This window comes from Streptomyces sp. NPDC000880, from assembly GCF_053599675.1.
Genome location: NZ_JBSFMS010000081.1, coordinates 19,410 through 32,785, shown reverse-complemented (window position 1 = coordinate 32,785; position 13,376 = coordinate 19,410). Strand labels below are relative to the sequence as shown.

The following is a 13,376-nucleotide window of genomic DNA, read 5'->3' as shown; positions in this document are numbered from 1 at the left end:
GGAATGACGGTGGCCGCAAAGATCCCCGAAGTGCACACCGACTTCACGATCCTGCGAGCCGACCTCAGCTGCCTTCAGTGATCTTCGGGGCAGGCTCGTTCTTGTAGTTCGCCGGGCCGAAGTTCGCCTTCACGAACTTGTCCCAGGAACCGTCGTCGACCATCTTCGTGAGCGCCGCGTTGATCTTGGTCTGAAGATCCTTGTCACCCTTTTTCAGACCGATGCCGTAGGGCTCGTCGCTCAGGTTGAGGCCCACGAGCTTGAACTTGCCCTGGTTCTCCTTCTGCGCGGCGTAGCCGGCCAGGATGGAGTTGTCGGTGGTCAGCGCGTCGACGGCCTTGTTCTCCAGGCCGGTCAGGCACTCCGAGTAGCCGCCGTACACCTGCAGGTCGGCCTGGGGCGCGAGCTTGTCCCTGACGTTCTGCGCCGAGGTGGAGCCGGTGACCGAGCACAGCTTCTTGGCGTTGAGGTCGGTGGCCTTGGTGATGGAGTTGTCGTCCGCGCGGACCAGCAGGTCCTGGTGGGCCAGGAAGTACGGTCCGGCGAAGTCGACCTCCGCCTTGCGCTTGTCGTTGATCGTGTAGCTGGCGACGACGAACTTGACGTCACCGTTCTTGATCAGGTTCTCGCGCTCGGCGCTGGGCGCCTGCTTGAAGGTGATGTCCTTGGCGTCGTAGCCGAGCTCCTTCGCCACGTACGTGGCGACATCGACATCGAAGCCGGTGAACTTCCCGTCCGGGGTCTTCAGGCCGAGGCCGGGCTGGTCGTACTTGATGCCAATGGTGATCTTGTCGCCGCCGTTACCGCCGCCCGAGCCGCTGTCGCCACCACAAGCGGTCGCGGTCAGGGAGAGGACGAGGGCCGCGGCGGCCGCGGCGCTTGCCTTGTGCAGCTTCATGATGAACATCCCTTGTGTCGTAACTCGCCGGTCGTCAGTGGTGGGGATCGCCGGTCGTCAGTGGTGCAGGATCTTCGAAAGGAAGTCCTTGGCACGATCGCTGCGCGGATTGCTGAAGAACTCGTCCGGCGTGGCCTCCTCGACGATCTTGCCGTCCGCCATGAAAACAACGCGGTTCGCGGCGGAGCGGGCAAAACCCATCTCATGGGTGACAACAACCATCGTCATCCCATCGCGCGCCAACTGCTGCATGACCTCGAGAACCTCGTTGATCATCTCGGGGTCGAGCGCCGATGTGGGCTCGTCGAAGAGCATGACCTTGGGGTCCATCGCCAACGCCCGGGCGATGGCGACGCGCTGCTGCTGACCACCGGAGAGCTGCGCCGGGTACTTCTCGGCCTGCGAGCCGACGCCGACCCGGTCGAGCAGCGTGCGCGCCTTCTGCTCGGCGGCCTTCTTGTCGGCCTTGCGGACCTTGAGCTGGCCCAGCATCACGTTCTCCAGCACGGTCTTGTGTGCGAAGAGGTTGAACGACTGGAAGACCATGCCCACGTCGGCGCGTAGCCGGGCCAGCTCCCTGCCCTCCTGGGGCAGCGCCTTCCCGTCGATCGAGATCGCGCCGGAATCTATCGTCTCCAGGCGGTTGATCGTGCGGCACAGCGTGGACTTTCCGGACCCCGAGGGCCCGATGACGACCACGACCTCGCCACGGGCGATGGTCAGGTCGATGTCCTGGAGCACATGCAGCGCGCCGAAGTGCTTGTTGACGTTGCTCAGCACGACCAGGTCGCCCCCCGTGGGCACAGCGTCCTCGGCGCCCTTGGTCACTGAAACTCCGCTCATCGGCTTCTTGCTCCGTCCTCCTCGGTTGGGAGGACCTTAGTCACGCGCTGCGATCAGCGTCATTACATCTGAGGGGAAATTGAGCATAACGATCCGGCCGCAACCGGACACTATGCGTGAACAGGATGGTGATCGGCGTACCGGGTGGGTAACGGAAACAGGCATGTAACGGGAACCCCCTTGACTGTCGGGGCGGGGATCGGCCTTGATGCCCTGGTACATCGCACGAGGTATGCCGCACGACCGCAGGACCGGAGGGGGGCCATGAGACTGCTGCTCGTCGAGGACGACAACCATGTCGCCGCCGCCCTGTCCGCGGTGCTCGCCAAACACGGCTTCGAGGTGGTGCACGCCCGCAACGGCGAGGAGGCGCTGAAGGCCGTGCTGCCCGCCACGCATCCCGGGAAGCCGCCCTTCGGGGTCGTACTCCTCGATCTAGGGCTGCCCGACCAGGACGGCTACCAGGTGTGCGGCAAGATCCGGAAGCTCACATCGATACCCGTGATCATGGTTACCGCGCGGGCCGACATACGCTCCCGGATACACGGGCTCAACCTCGGGGCCGACGACTATGTGGTCAAGCCGTACGACACCGGGGAGTTGCTGGCCCGCATCCATGCCGTGAGCCGGCGCACCGCCGGTGGTGACGACGCCGCCGGTGCCGGGTCCGAGCACCCGCTGCGGCTCGGCCCGGTCACCATCGAACTGCCCACCCGGCGCGTCAGCGTCGACGGTGCCGCGGTCCAGCTGACCCGCAAGGAATTCGACCTGCTGGCGCTGCTCGCGCAGCGGCCGGGCGTCGTCTTCCGCCGGGAGCAGATCATCAGCGAGGTGTGGCACACCAGTTGGGAAGGGACCGGCCGCACCCTCGAGGTGCATGTGGCGTCGCTGCGCTCCAAGCTGCGGATGCCCGCCCTGATAGAGACCGTGCGCGGCGTCGGCTACCGGCTCGTCGCCCCCGCCGGCACGTAAGGCCCGTAAACCCCGGTGCGTACCCGACTTCTCCCGCTGCTCATCGTCCTCATGGCAGGCGTGCTGCTCGCGCTCGGCTTCCCCCTCGCCGTGAGCGTCGCCGCGGCGCAGCAGCAGCGGGTCGTCGTCGACCGGATCGACGACACGGTGCGCTTCGCGGCGCTCGCGCAGTTCGTCACCGAGGGCTCGGGCCTCGACAAGCGGCGTTCCACACTCCAGGAGCAGCTCGACCGCTACCACGACACGTACGGCATCAAAGCCGGCGTCTTCTACCGCGAGGGTGACGCCATGGCGCGCGCCCCCGAGAGCTGGGCGCTGCCGCAGAGCGGCGAGGGCCGCGAGGCGTTCAAGGAGGCGCTGACCGGGCGGCGCAGCCAGGACCCGCCGCAGGTCTGGCCGTGGCAGCAGGGCGGCCGGCTGGTCGTCGCCTCACCCGTCGTGCGGGACGGGGACGTCGTCGCCGTCGTGTTCACCGACTCGCCCACCAGCCAGATGCGCTCACGTGTACTGCGGAGCTGGCTGCTGATCGCGGCAGGCGAGTGCGCGGCGATGCTGCTCGCCGTCGGCGCCGCTTTCCGCCTCACGGGCTGGGTGCTGCGGCCCGTACGGATCCTGGACGCGGCCACCCACGACATCGCCACCGGACAGCTGAACTCGCGCGTTGCGGTGGCCGGCGGCCCGCCGGAACTCAGACGCCTGGCCCGCTCGTTCAACGAGATGGCGGACAACGTCGAAGAAGTACTGGAACAGCAGCGCGCGTTCGTCGCCGACGCCTCCCACCAGCTGCGCAACCCGCTCGCCGCACTGCTGCTGCGTATCGAGCTCCTCGCACTGGAACTCCCCGCGGGGAACGAGGAGATCGCCTCGGTCCGCACCGAGGGCAAGCGCCTCGCTCAGGTCCTCGACGACCTGCTGGACCTGGCACTGGCCGAGCATGTCGCCGCCGACCTCCAGCTCACCGACATCGGAGAACTGGCGGCCGAGCGCGTCGCTGCCTGGCGTCCACTCGCGGATGAGAAGGGTGTCCGGTTGACCGAGCACAGGGCCGCGGTCACCGCCTGGGTCGACCCGGTCGCGCTCTCCAGCGCCCTCGACGCGGTGATCGACAACGCCCTGAAGTTCACACCGCAGGGCGAGGAGGTCACCGTCTCGGTCGCCTCGAACGGCGAGAGCTCCACCATCGTGATCACCGACGGCGGCCCGGGCCTGACCGATGAGGAACTGGTCCGTATCGGCGACCGCTTCTGGCGCAGTGGCCGCCACCAGAACGTCAAGGGCTCGGGCCTCGGACTGTCCATCTCGCGCGCCCTGCTGGCGGCGGGCGGCGGCTCGATCGCGTACGCCCACCACGAACCGCAGGGTCTGCGGGTGACCGTCACCGTCCCGCGTACGTCCCCTACGGCTTGACCGAGCGGTAGTAGCGCGTGGCCCCTTCGTGCAGCGGCAGCGGGTCGGTGTAGACAGCGGTCCGCAGATCCACCAGCTGCGCCGGGTGCACCGTGTTGCCGATCCGGTCCCGGCTCTTGATCACCGTACGGGTGAAGCCCTCGGTCATCGCCGGGTCCGTCCGGTCGGTCGTGACCAGTAGATTCGCCACCGCCACCGTCGGCACGGGCTCCCCGTTCTGCGCCTCTCGATAGGCGTCGGCGGGCATCACGGCGGAGCGGTAGTAGCTGGTCGCCTCGCCGGTGGCGTGCAGCTTGTCGATGAGGTCGGCCTCCAGCGGCACCAGCCGGATCTGGAAGCGCTCGGACAGCTCCTCGACGGCCGCCGTGGGCAGGCCGCCCGACCAGAAGAACGCGTCCAGCTCCCGCGCCTCCAGCCGCCCCGGCACCGTGTCGATCCCGGCGACAAGCGGTGTGATGTCCCTCTTCGGGTCGATCCCCGCGGCCTTCAGCAGCCGCTCGGCGATCAGCCGCACGCCGGAACCCTCCTGCCCTATGCCCACCCGCTTGCCGCGCAGATCACGCACCGACTGCACCGAAGAACCCCTGGGGACGACCAGCTGCACATAGTCGTCGTACAGCCGTGCGCAACCGCGCAGCCGGTCGGCGCCGGGCTTTCCGTCCCGTTTGTACTTGGCGACCGCGTCGGCCGTGGCGATGGTGAAGTCCGCCTCGCCGGCCGCCACCCGCGCGAGATTTTGCTGCGAGCCCTCGCTGATCTTCAGATCGATCGTCACGTCCGGCAGATCGCGGGCGAGCGCCTCCTCCAGCAGCACGCCGTACCGCTGATAGACGCCGTTCTGCGATCCCGTGCTGAAGGTCAGCGCGCCGCTCGGCGACGAATTCCCGATCGGCAGCAGCCACCACATCAGCAGCCCGAACAGTGCCAGTGCGACCGCCGAGCCCTGGAGGGCGCGGCGGCGGCTGATGCGGGACATGGCCGGGAGCATGGCGCGATCCTGCCAGCTCACCCGCCATAATGGCCAGGCCCTGCAGCGCGGCCGGGAACTACGGTCGACGGCGAGGGGTCACCGTGGGTAATAGGTGTTTCAGCCTCGTTGGCTGGGGATCGCCCCCGCCGAAGCCGCTTGAGCCCAGCTGCTCGAACCGCTCCTGGACATTGGCCGCGAATACTCGCTGCTCATTGGACCTCGATCCACCACACCCGTCATGTTGTGTGACGTCGCTGAGTACGGGCGGTGAGGCGGCGGGTGCTCAGCCTTGGCGGGGCGGATCACCCGCCGGCGGCTCGGCGTGCCGCCCTGGCCCTGACTTGCTGGACCGCGTCAAGGGCACGGCTGCGGCCCCGGCCGGCAGGCACTCAGCGTTGTGGCCCGACCGGAGCCCTTACCCTGGACGGGTGAGCGGTAACGACCTGGTTGGCGGAGTAGTGGACGGTTTGAAGACGTACGAGGTGCGCACCTACGGGTGCCAGATGAACGTTCACGACTCCGAGCGCCTGTCGGGCCTGCTGGAGGACGCCGGCTATGTCCGCGCGCCCGAGGGTGCCGACGGCGACGCCGACGTCGTCGTCTTCAACACCTGCGCGGTCCGGGAGAACGCCGACAACAAGCTGTACGGCAATCTCGGCCGGCTCGCGCCGATGAAGACCAAGCGGCCAGGGATGCAGATCGCCGTCGGCGGCTGCCTGGCCCAGAAGGACCGCGACACCATCGTCTCGAAGGCGCCGTGGGTCGACGTCGTCTTCGGCACGCACAACATCGGCAAGCTACCGGTGCTGCTGGAGCGCGCCCGTATCCAGGAAGAGGCGCAGGTCGAGATCGCGGAGTCGCTCGAGGCGTTCCCCTCGACGCTGCCGACCCGCCGTGAGTCCGCGTATGCCGGGTGGGTCTCCATCTCGGTCGGCTGCAACAACACCTGCACCTTCTGTATCGTCCCGGCGCTGCGCGGCAAGGAGAAGGACCGTCGGCCCGGCGACATCCTGGCCGAGGTCGAGGCACTCGTCGCCGAGGGCGTCTGTGAGATCACGCTGCTCGGCCAGAACGTCAACGCGTACGGCTCCGACATCGGCGATCGCGAGGCATTCAGCAAGCTGCTGCGCGCCTGCGGAAACATCGAGGGCCTGGAGCGGGTCCGCTTCACCTCACCGCACCCGCGCGACTTCACGGACGAGGTGATCGCCGCGATGGCCGAGACGCCGAACGTCATGCCGCAGCTGCACATGCCGCTCCAGTCGGGCTCGGACCCGATCCTGAAGGCAATGCGCCGTTCGTACCGGCAGGAGCGTTTCCTCGGGATCATCGAGAAGGTGCGCGCCGCGATTCCGCACGCCGCCATCTCCACCGACATCATCGTGGGCTTCCCCGGCGAGACCGAGGAGGACTTCGAGCAGACCATGCATGCCGTGCGCGAGGCCCGCTTCGCGAACGCGTTCACCTTCCAGTACTCCAAGCGCCCCGGCACCCCGGCGGCGGAGATGGACGACCAGATCCCCAAGGAGGTCGTCCAGGAGCGCTATATGCGCCTCGTCGCCCTCCAGGAGGAGATCTCCTGGGAGGAGAACAAGAAGCAGGTCGGCCGGACGCTGGAGGTCATGGTCGCTGTGGGCGAGGGCCGCAAGGACGGTGCCACGCACCGGTTGTCCGGGCGCGCCCCGGACAACCGTCTCGTCCACTTCACGAAGCCGGACGAGGACGTGCGCCCGGGCGATGTGGTGACCGTCGAAATCACCTACGCCGCCCCGCACCACCTGCTGGCGGAGGGCTCCGCGAAGTCCGTACGACGCACCCGCGCCGGCGACGCCTGGGAGAAGCGCAACGCCGCCGAGGCCGCGAAGCCGGCCGGAGTGATGCTGGGACTGCCCGGAATCGGTGTGCCGGAGCCGCTGCCGGTGGCCGCGGCGCCGGCGTGCGGCTGCGACTGACGGACGGGCGCGGCGGGGGACGCATGCACACCGCCCGGGCCCGGGCCGAACACGGACGCCCGCCTGACCACGCATTAGGCTGGCGATCATGCTTGTCGCCGCCGCCGTGTGCCCCTGCCCGCCGCTGCTCGTGGCCGACGTCGCCGCGGGTGCCGCGCCCGAACTCGACGCGGCGCGGAGTGCGTGCGCCGACGCCCTTGGGGTGCTCGCCGCCGCCCGGCCCGACTTGCTGTTCGTGGTCGGCCCCGCGGAGCAGGACGGCGTTGACTCGTACCGCGCTGGGGCGACCGGGTCCTTCCATGGCTTCGGTGTGGACGTCGACGTACGGCTCGGAGTGGGCGCGGGCCAGGAGCGGCCGCTGCCGCCGTCCTTGGCTGTCGCCGCCTGGCTGCTCGGCCGCAGCCAGTGGGCAGATGCCCCGGCGGAGGGGCTCGGCGTCGGCGATTCCCTCGCCGGTGATCGCTGTCTGGCTGTCGGGCGGGAACTGGGCGCCCGGGCGGAGCGCGTCGCGCTGCTGGTGATGGGCGACGGCAGTGCGTGCCGCACGCTGAAGGCCCCCGGCTATCTGGACGAGCGGGCGGCCGATTTCGACCGGGAGGCCGCTCGCGCACTGGGGGCGGCCGATGTCGATGCGCTCAAGGCGCTGGACGAGTCACTGGCATACGAACTCAAGGCCGCGGGCCGGGCCCCCTGGCAGGTGCTCGCGGGAGCCGCAGAGGGGGCGGGCCTGGCGGCCGGGCAGCTGCTCTACGAGAACGCCCCGTACGGCGTCGGCTACTTCGTGGCCGCCTGGTCGTAGGGGATCCCTCCCGGACCGGCATTGGATCCGGGACCGGCGGACCCGCGACGGCGGAGGGCCGCGGAACGAGTTGTTCCGCGGCCTTCCGCCGGTGAATGTCAGGAAGCCGGCGGCGTAGTGCCGTCGTCCTTGTGGGCAATGCGGTCCAGGGCCTCCTTGGCCTTGCCGGTGCCAGACTCGATCTTGCGGCTGTACTTGCCCTTGGTCTTTGCGTCGACCGTCTTCGCGGCCTTGTCCAGACCGTGCTCGATCTTGCCCCCGTGCTGCTGCGCGAGGCCAGAGACCTTGTCCTTGGCCGGGGCGAGCTTGGCCTTCAACGTGTCCATGAAGCCCATGGGCCACCTTCCCTCGGGGACTATTTGCGGGCGCCCTCGCCGGCTTCGTTGTCCGCAGCCTCCTCGGCCGACTGCTGCTTCGGAATCTCCACGCCTTCGACGGCCGCGGTCTCGGTGACCTCGGCCTCCGCGGCTTCGGTGACCTCCTCCGCAGCGTCCTTCGACGCCTCGGCCTCGGAACCGCACTCAACCGGGGAGTCGGCCGTCAGAGTACTGGCGGTCGCCTCCTCGGTTGACGCCTCGGCGGTCGTCTTGGGCTTACGACGAAACCGTGAAAAAACGCCCATATCTACTCCATAGCCTACTCGTGTGGGCGAAGCTCCGCGTCGCCCTGAGCGTCCCATTGCGCCGCTCGCGGGCACCGGTCGAAAAACCGGCGTTCGGAACCTCGCAACAGCCAACGAACCCGCCCCCGTGCCGTCACTTCGCTCGTTCGGGGACACGCCCTCGGGTTTGCGAGACTGGGACAGTGAGAAGCGCAGCTCCCGCCCCGCGGGTCATCGCAGTTGTCGGTCCCACCGCGGCCGGAAAGTCCGATCTGGGCGTTTTCCTCGCCCAACGGTTGGGCGGCGAAGTCGTCAACGCCGACTCCATGCAGCTCTACCGAGGGATGGATATTGGCACCGCAAAGCTGACGACCGACGAGCGCGGAGGGATCCCGCACCAGCTCCTCGACATCTGGGACGTCACCGAGACCGCGAGCGTCGCCGAGTACCAGAAGCTGGCCAGAGCGGAGATGGACCGCCTTCTTGCCGAAGGCCGTACGCCCGTCCTCGTCGGCGGCTCCGGGCTGTACGTACGGGGCGCCATCGACGCCCTCGAATTCCCCGGCACCGACCCCGCGATCCGCGCCCGGCTCGAGGAGGAGCTGACGGCGCGCGGCTCCGGCGCCCTGCACGCCCGCCTCGCCGCCGCCGACCCCGGGGCAGGCAAGGCGATCCTGCCCAGCAATGGCCGCCGGATCGTCCGGGCCCTCGAAGTCATCGAGATCACCGGCAAGCCCTTCACCGCCAACCTTCCCGGCCATGACGCCGTCTACGACACGGTCCAGATCGGCGTCGACGTCGCCCGCCCCGAGCTCGACGAGCGCATCACGCTGCGCGTGGACCGGATGTGGGAAGCGGGCCTCGTCGACGAAGTGCGCGCGCTGGAGGCGCAGGGCCTGCGCGAGGGGCGCACGGCATCGCGTGCGCTCGGCTATCAGCAGGTGCTCACGGCGCTCGCGGGGGAGTGCACCGAACAGGAGGCGCGCGAGGAGACCGTGCGCGCCACCAAGCGCTTCGCGCGCCGCCAGGACTCATGGTTCCGCCGGGACCCGCGCGTGCACTGGCTGAGCGGCGGGGCCGGGTACCGGACGGAACTTCCCCACCAGGCTCTGGCATTGGTCGAACGAGCGGTCACAGCCTGATCACGTGATGGCATCGGGACGCTCTGCCAGTCATTTCAGCCCCTTGGAGCGTGCCATCATCGAGCATCGATCGACGTGGAGTCCGAGTTGGGAGGGCGCGTGGCGATGGAGGCCGGCCCTCGAGACAGAGAACAGGAAAGGCGCGACGCAGCGGACAGCGCGTCCCGTCTGAGTCCGGACGGGCCTGACGACCAGGACGTGCTCGCGGGCGAGGTCGAGGTCGAACTGCGACCGCAGCGCAGGCTGCGGATCTGGCAGCTCGCCCCCATTGTGGCGCTCGCCGCGGTCGGCTCCCTGATGTTCGCCTTCCCGCTCGCCTTCGGTACCGGCGACGGCGGCGCGGTCGTCGCCATGCTGGGCCTGCTGATCAGCTGCTGCGCCGCGGGCTGGGGTGTGATGGCCGCCCGCCGCGTCGGCCACACCTGGCCGGGACTGCCGCCGCGCGGCTCCGGCGAGCGCGCCGACTGGCGAGTCATCGCCCTGTACGTGGGCGTGGGCGCGGTGCTTGTCGCGCTGGCCGTCTGGCGAGTGGCCCGACTTCGCTGACTGCGGGTCGAACGGTGCGGCTGTGGGCGAGTGCACGGCTCCGCCATGTGCGACTTGAGTGGCCGGCCCCGCCGAGTGTCGGAGCGTCCTCGTACGATGGACGGCGTGAGCACCCCGCAGACCTCGCCGATCGCCTTCCTCAAGGGCCACGGGACCGAGAACGACTTCGTGATCGTCCCCGACCCGGACAACGCCGTCGACCTGCCCGCCCCCGCGGTCGCCAAGCTCTGCGACCGCCGGGCCGGCATCGGCGGCGACGGTCTGCTGCATGTCGTACGGTCCGCCGAGCACCCCGAGGCGCGCGCCATGGCCGACGAGGCCGAGTGGTTCATGGACTACCGCAACGCAGACGGATCGATCGCCGAGATGTGCGGCAATGGCGTACGCGTCTTCGCCCGCTATCTTCAGCGCGCGGGCCTTGTCGAGGCGGGCGACCTCGCGGTGGCCACCCGCGGCGGCGTCAAGAAGGTGCACCTCGCCAAGGACGGTGACGTCACGGTCTCCATGGGCCGCGCGCTCCTCCCCGAGGCGGGCGTCACGGTCACCCTCGACGGCCGCAGCTGGCCCGCCCTGAACGTGAACATGGGCAATCCACACGCGGTTGCCTTCGTCGAGGACCTGGACCACGCCGGGAACCTGCTCTCCGTGCCCCCCTTCACCCCGGCGTCCGTCTACCCGGACGGGGCGAACGTCGAGTTCGTCGTGGACCGCGGCGAACGCCATGTCGCCATGCGCGTGCACGAGCGCGGCTCCGGCGAGACCCGCTCGTGCGGCACGGGCGCGTGCGCCGTGGTGGTGGCGGCGGCCCGCAGGGACGGCGCGGACCCTTCGGTCACCGGCGTGCCTGTCACGTACACCGTGGATCTGCCCGGCGGGCGTCTGGTGATTACGGAGCGGCCGGACGGAGAGATCGAGATGACCGGCCCCGCCGTGATCGTCGCCGAGGGACACATCGACCCTGCCCTCCTGGCCTAGGTCACCCCTGTAAGGACCGAAACCGTGATCGCATAGAGCGTCGCTCGAATGGGTGATCCGTTTCACGCTGAGCGAGAGCTGGACTGCGCCACGTGGTGGGGTCGGTAGCATCAAGCACCGGCCCGGAGGGCACGCCTGTCCTTCCCACCGCCGGTCGAAGCTGCCGGAGGTGCCCCATGAGTGCAGAGGCCGCCAACCCTGGTGCCCACAGCCGCAGGCGTGGGCGTCCCAGAATCGACCTCCGCAGGCTGGGCCGTGCCGCGCTCCTCGGGCCCGCAGCCCGCGACCGGCTGCCCGACGCGATCGGGCACGTGGCCGAGGCGCATCGGGCACACCACCCGGAGGCCGACCTCGCCATCCTGCACAAGGCGTATGTCCTGGCCGAGTCGTCCCACCGCGGACAGTTCCGCAAGAGCGGCGAGCCCTACATCACGCATCCGCTCGCCGTCACGCTCATCCTCGCCGAACTGGGCGCGGAGACCACGACCTTGACCGCGTCACTCCTTCACGACACCGTGGAGGACACCGAAGTGACGCTTGATCAGGTGCGGACGGAGTTCGGCGCCGAAGTCAGCTATCTGGTCGACGGCGTCACCAAGTTGGAGAAGGTCGACTACGGCGCGGCAGCAGAGCCCGAAACCTTCCGCAAGATGCTCGTCGCCACCGGCAACGACGTCCGCGTGATGTCGATCAAACTCGCCGACCGGCTGCACAACATGCGCACCCTCGGCGTGATGCGCCCCGAGAAGCAGGCCCGCATCGCCAGAGTCACCCGCGACGTCCTCATCCCCCTCGCCGAACGGCTCGGCGTCCAGGCGCTCAAGACCGAGCTGGAGGACCTCGTCTTCGCGATCCTCCACCCAGAGGAGTACGAACGCACGCGCGCCCTCATCGCGGACAACACGACCGCCTGGGACGCCCTCGACGCCATCGCCGAGAAGTTCAGGGCAGTGCTGCGGGACGCCGACATTGCGGCCGAAGTCCTCATCAGGCCGCGCCACTTCGTCTCCGTGCACCGCACGCGGCTCAAACGCGGCGAGCTGCGCGGCACGGACTTCGGGCGCCTGCTCGTGCTGGTTGGCGAGGACGCCGACTGCTATGGCGTGCTTGGCGAGCTGCACACCTGCTTCACCCCGGTGATCTCGGAGTTCAAGGACTTCATCGCCGCCCCCAAGTTCAACCTGTACCAGTCACTGCACACCGCCGTCGCGGGGCCGGACGGAGCGGTCGCCGAAGTCCTCATCCGTACGCACCAGATGCACAAGGTCGCCGAGGCCGGAGTGATTGCCCTAGGCAATCCGTACGTGCCCGTCGAAGGGACCGAGCCGGCCGACGGCGAGCGCGCCGACCCCACCAGGCCCGGCTGGCTCTCCCGCCTCCTGGACTGGCAGCAGTCCACCCCCGACCCCGACACCTTCTGGACCTCCCTGCGCGCGGATCTGGCGCAGGACCGCGAGATCACCGTCTTCCGCGCCGACGGCGTCGCGCTCGGTCTGCCGGCCGGTGCGAGTTGTGTGGACGCCGCCTACGCGCAGTACGGCGAGGAGGCGCACGCCTGCATCGGCGCGCGCGTCAACGGCCGTCTGGCGACGCTCAGTACGGTGCTGAGCGACGGCGACACAGTGCATCTCCTGCTCGCGCAGGACGTCCAGGACGCCGCTTCCGGCCCGTCGCCCGAATGGCTCGACCATGCCCGCACACCCGCCGCGCGCATCGCCATCACCACCTGGCTCGCGGCGCATCCGGAGGGAACGAACGTCGCGGCGGCCGCCCCCCGCAGACCCGCGCCCGTCACCGCCGACCGCCGCGCCGCCGCGAACGCCGTCGTCGCCCTGCCGGACGCGACCGTACGCCTCGCCGGCTGCTGTACGCCCGTGCCGCCCGACGCCGTCACCGGCTTCGCGGTACGCGGCGGCACCGTGACGGTCCACCGGGAGAAATGCCCCGCCGTGGCCCGTATGAAGTCCCTCGACCGCGAGCCCATCCCGGTGAGTTGGGGCGACGCCGCGGAGTGCCGCGTCACCCTCATCGCTGAATCCTTCGGCCGGCCGCGGCTGCTCGCCGACCTCACTGAGGTCATCGCCACCGAGGGCGCGGCGGTCGTGTCGGCGACCGTCGAGCCGCCGAGCGAGCAGCGCGTACGGCACACGTACACCCTTCAACTCCCCGACGCCGCAGGGCTTCCCGCCCTGATCCGCGCCATGCGCGATGTGCCGGGGGTGTACGACGTGAGCCGTGCCCAGCATCCGGCGGCCACCGCCTGACCTCGTT

Annotated in this window: 13 protein-coding genes; 8 read left to right on the top strand and 5 right to left on the bottom strand. The window is 69.5% G+C overall.

Features of this window, described 5'->3' with window-relative positions:
• Positions 1 to 64: 64 nt before the first annotated feature.
• Together ACWDO5_RS23725 and ACWDO5_RS23720 are read right to left on the bottom strand one after the other, a co-directional pair.
• Positions 65 to 898, bottom strand: a complete 834-nt coding sequence (locus ACWDO5_RS23725) for a glutamate ABC transporter substrate-binding protein (protein ID WP_450532348.1) — start codon at positions 896 to 898, stop codon at positions 65 to 67.
• Between the two features lie 57 nt (positions 899 to 955).
• Positions 956 to 1,741 carry an amino acid ABC transporter ATP-binding protein gene (locus ACWDO5_RS23720; protein ID WP_450532347.1) on the bottom strand — a complete coding sequence of 262 codons (786 nt, stop codon included), beginning with the start codon at positions 1,739 to 1,741 and terminating at the stop codon, positions 956 to 958.
• Between the two features lie 264 nt (positions 1,742 to 2,005).
• Between ACWDO5_RS23720 and ACWDO5_RS23715 the strand changes: the two genes are divergently transcribed.
• Both ACWDO5_RS23715 and ACWDO5_RS23710 read left to right on the top strand, forming a co-directional pair.
• Positions 2,006 to 2,713 carry a response regulator transcription factor gene (locus tag ACWDO5_RS23715; protein ID WP_450532346.1) on the top strand — a complete coding sequence of 236 codons (708 nt, stop codon included), beginning with the start codon at positions 2,006 to 2,008 and terminating at the stop codon, positions 2,711 to 2,713.
• Positions 2,714 to 2,728: 15 nt separating this feature from the next.
• Positions 2,729 to 4,120, top strand: a complete 1,392-nt coding sequence (locus tag ACWDO5_RS23710) for a sensor histidine kinase (protein WP_450532345.1) — start codon at positions 2,729 to 2,731, stop codon at positions 4,118 to 4,120.
• On the opposite strand, the gene ACWDO5_RS23705 is transcribed toward ACWDO5_RS23710, so the two are convergent.
• Entirely contained in the window at positions 4,110 to 5,108 is a 999-nt protein-coding gene (locus tag ACWDO5_RS23705; protein WP_450532350.1) for a TAXI family TRAP transporter solute-binding subunit, read from the bottom strand. The two genes, ACWDO5_RS23710 and ACWDO5_RS23705, sit on opposite strands and share 11 nt — an antisense overlap.
• 440 nt (positions 5,109 to 5,548) lie before the next feature.
• Between ACWDO5_RS23705 and miaB the strand changes: the two genes are divergently transcribed.
• Both miaB and ACWDO5_RS23695 read left to right on the top strand, forming a co-directional pair.
• On the top strand, positions 5,549 to 7,042 hold the full coding sequence (miaB, locus tag ACWDO5_RS23700) for a tRNA (N6-isopentenyl adenosine(37)-C2)-methylthiotransferase MiaB (RefSeq protein ID WP_450532349.1): 1,494 nt from the start codon (positions 5,549 to 5,551) through the stop codon (positions 7,040 to 7,042).
• 88 nt (positions 7,043 to 7,130) lie between these two features.
• Positions 7,131 to 7,841, top strand: coding sequence for a class III extradiol dioxygenase subunit B-like domain-containing protein (locus ACWDO5_RS23695; protein WP_450532344.1), 711 nt, complete (start codon positions 7,131 to 7,133; stop codon positions 7,839 to 7,841).
• A 98-nt stretch (positions 7,842 to 7,939) separates the two neighbouring features.
• On the opposite strand, the gene ACWDO5_RS23690 is transcribed toward ACWDO5_RS23695, so the two are convergent.
• Together ACWDO5_RS23690 and ACWDO5_RS23685 are read right to left on the bottom strand one after the other, a co-directional pair.
• Positions 7,940 to 8,176: an antitoxin gene (locus tag ACWDO5_RS23690; protein ID WP_450532343.1), complete on the bottom strand. Its 237-nt coding sequence runs from the start codon at positions 8,174 to 8,176 to the stop codon at positions 7,940 to 7,942.
• Between the two features lie 20 nt (positions 8,177 to 8,196).
• The gene (locus ACWDO5_RS23685) at positions 8,197 to 8,463 is read right to left on the bottom strand and encodes a hypothetical protein (protein WP_450532342.1); all 267 of its coding nucleotides are present in this window, start codon (positions 8,461 to 8,463) and stop codon (positions 8,197 to 8,199) included.
• Positions 8,464 to 8,645: 182 nt separating this feature from the next.
• On the opposite strand from ACWDO5_RS23685, the gene miaA reads away from it, so the two are divergent.
• From miaA to ACWDO5_RS23665, 4 genes are all read left to right on the top strand, one after another.
• On the top strand, positions 8,646 to 9,584 hold the full coding sequence (miaA, locus tag ACWDO5_RS23680) for a tRNA (adenosine(37)-N6)-dimethylallyltransferase MiaA (RefSeq protein ID WP_450532341.1): 939 nt from the start codon (positions 8,646 to 8,648) through the stop codon (positions 9,582 to 9,584).
• A 198-nt stretch (positions 9,585 to 9,782) separates the two neighbouring features.
• A complete protein-coding gene (locus ACWDO5_RS23675) occupies positions 9,783 to 10,130 on the top strand; it encodes a hypothetical protein (protein WP_450532340.1) in 348 nt (115 codons plus the stop codon).
• Positions 10,131 to 10,226: 96 nt separating this feature from the next.
• Entirely contained in the window at positions 10,227 to 11,105 is an 879-nt protein-coding gene (gene dapF, locus ACWDO5_RS23670; protein WP_450532339.1) for a diaminopimelate epimerase, read from the top strand.
• A gap of 176 nt (positions 11,106 to 11,281) precedes the next feature.
• Positions 11,282 to 13,369, top strand: coding sequence for a RelA/SpoT family protein (locus tag ACWDO5_RS23665; RefSeq protein ID WP_450532337.1), 2,088 nt, complete (start codon positions 11,282 to 11,284; stop codon positions 13,367 to 13,369).
• Positions 13,370 to 13,376 lie beyond the last annotated feature (7 nt).

Excerpts from the sequence above, each read along its gene's own strand:
- ACWDO5_RS23725 (WP_450532348.1), bottom strand. The coding sequence starts at position 898 with ATGAAGCTGCACAAGGCAAGCGCCGCGGCCGCCGCGGCCCTCGTCCTC.
- ACWDO5_RS23720 (WP_450532347.1), bottom strand. The coding sequence starts at position 1,741 with ATGAGCGGAGTTTCAGTGACCAAGGGCGCCGAGGACGCTGTGCCCACG.
- ACWDO5_RS23715 (WP_450532346.1), top strand. The coding sequence starts at position 2,006 with ATGAGACTGCTGCTCGTCGAGGACGACAACCATGTCGCCGCCGCCCTG.
- ACWDO5_RS23705 (WP_450532350.1), bottom strand. The coding sequence starts at position 5,108 with ATGCTCCCGGCCATGTCCCGCATCAGCCGCCGCCGCGCCCTCCAGGGC.
- ACWDO5_RS23695 (WP_450532344.1), top strand. The coding sequence starts at position 7,131 with ATGCTTGTCGCCGCCGCCGTGTGCCCCTGCCCGCCGCTGCTCGTGGCC.
- ACWDO5_RS23690 (WP_450532343.1), bottom strand. The coding sequence starts at position 8,176 with ATGGGCTTCATGGACACGTTGAAGGCCAAGCTCGCCCCGGCCAAGGAC.
- ACWDO5_RS23685 (WP_450532342.1), bottom strand. The coding sequence starts at position 8,463 with ATGGGCGTTTTTTCACGGTTTCGTCGTAAGCCCAAGACGACCGCCGAG.
- dapF (WP_450532339.1), top strand. The coding sequence starts at position 10,227 with ATGGACGGCGTGAGCACCCCGCAGACCTCGCCGATCGCCTTCCTCAAG.
- ACWDO5_RS23665 (WP_450532337.1), top strand. The coding sequence starts at position 11,282 with ATGAGTGCAGAGGCCGCCAACCCTGGTGCCCACAGCCGCAGGCGTGGG.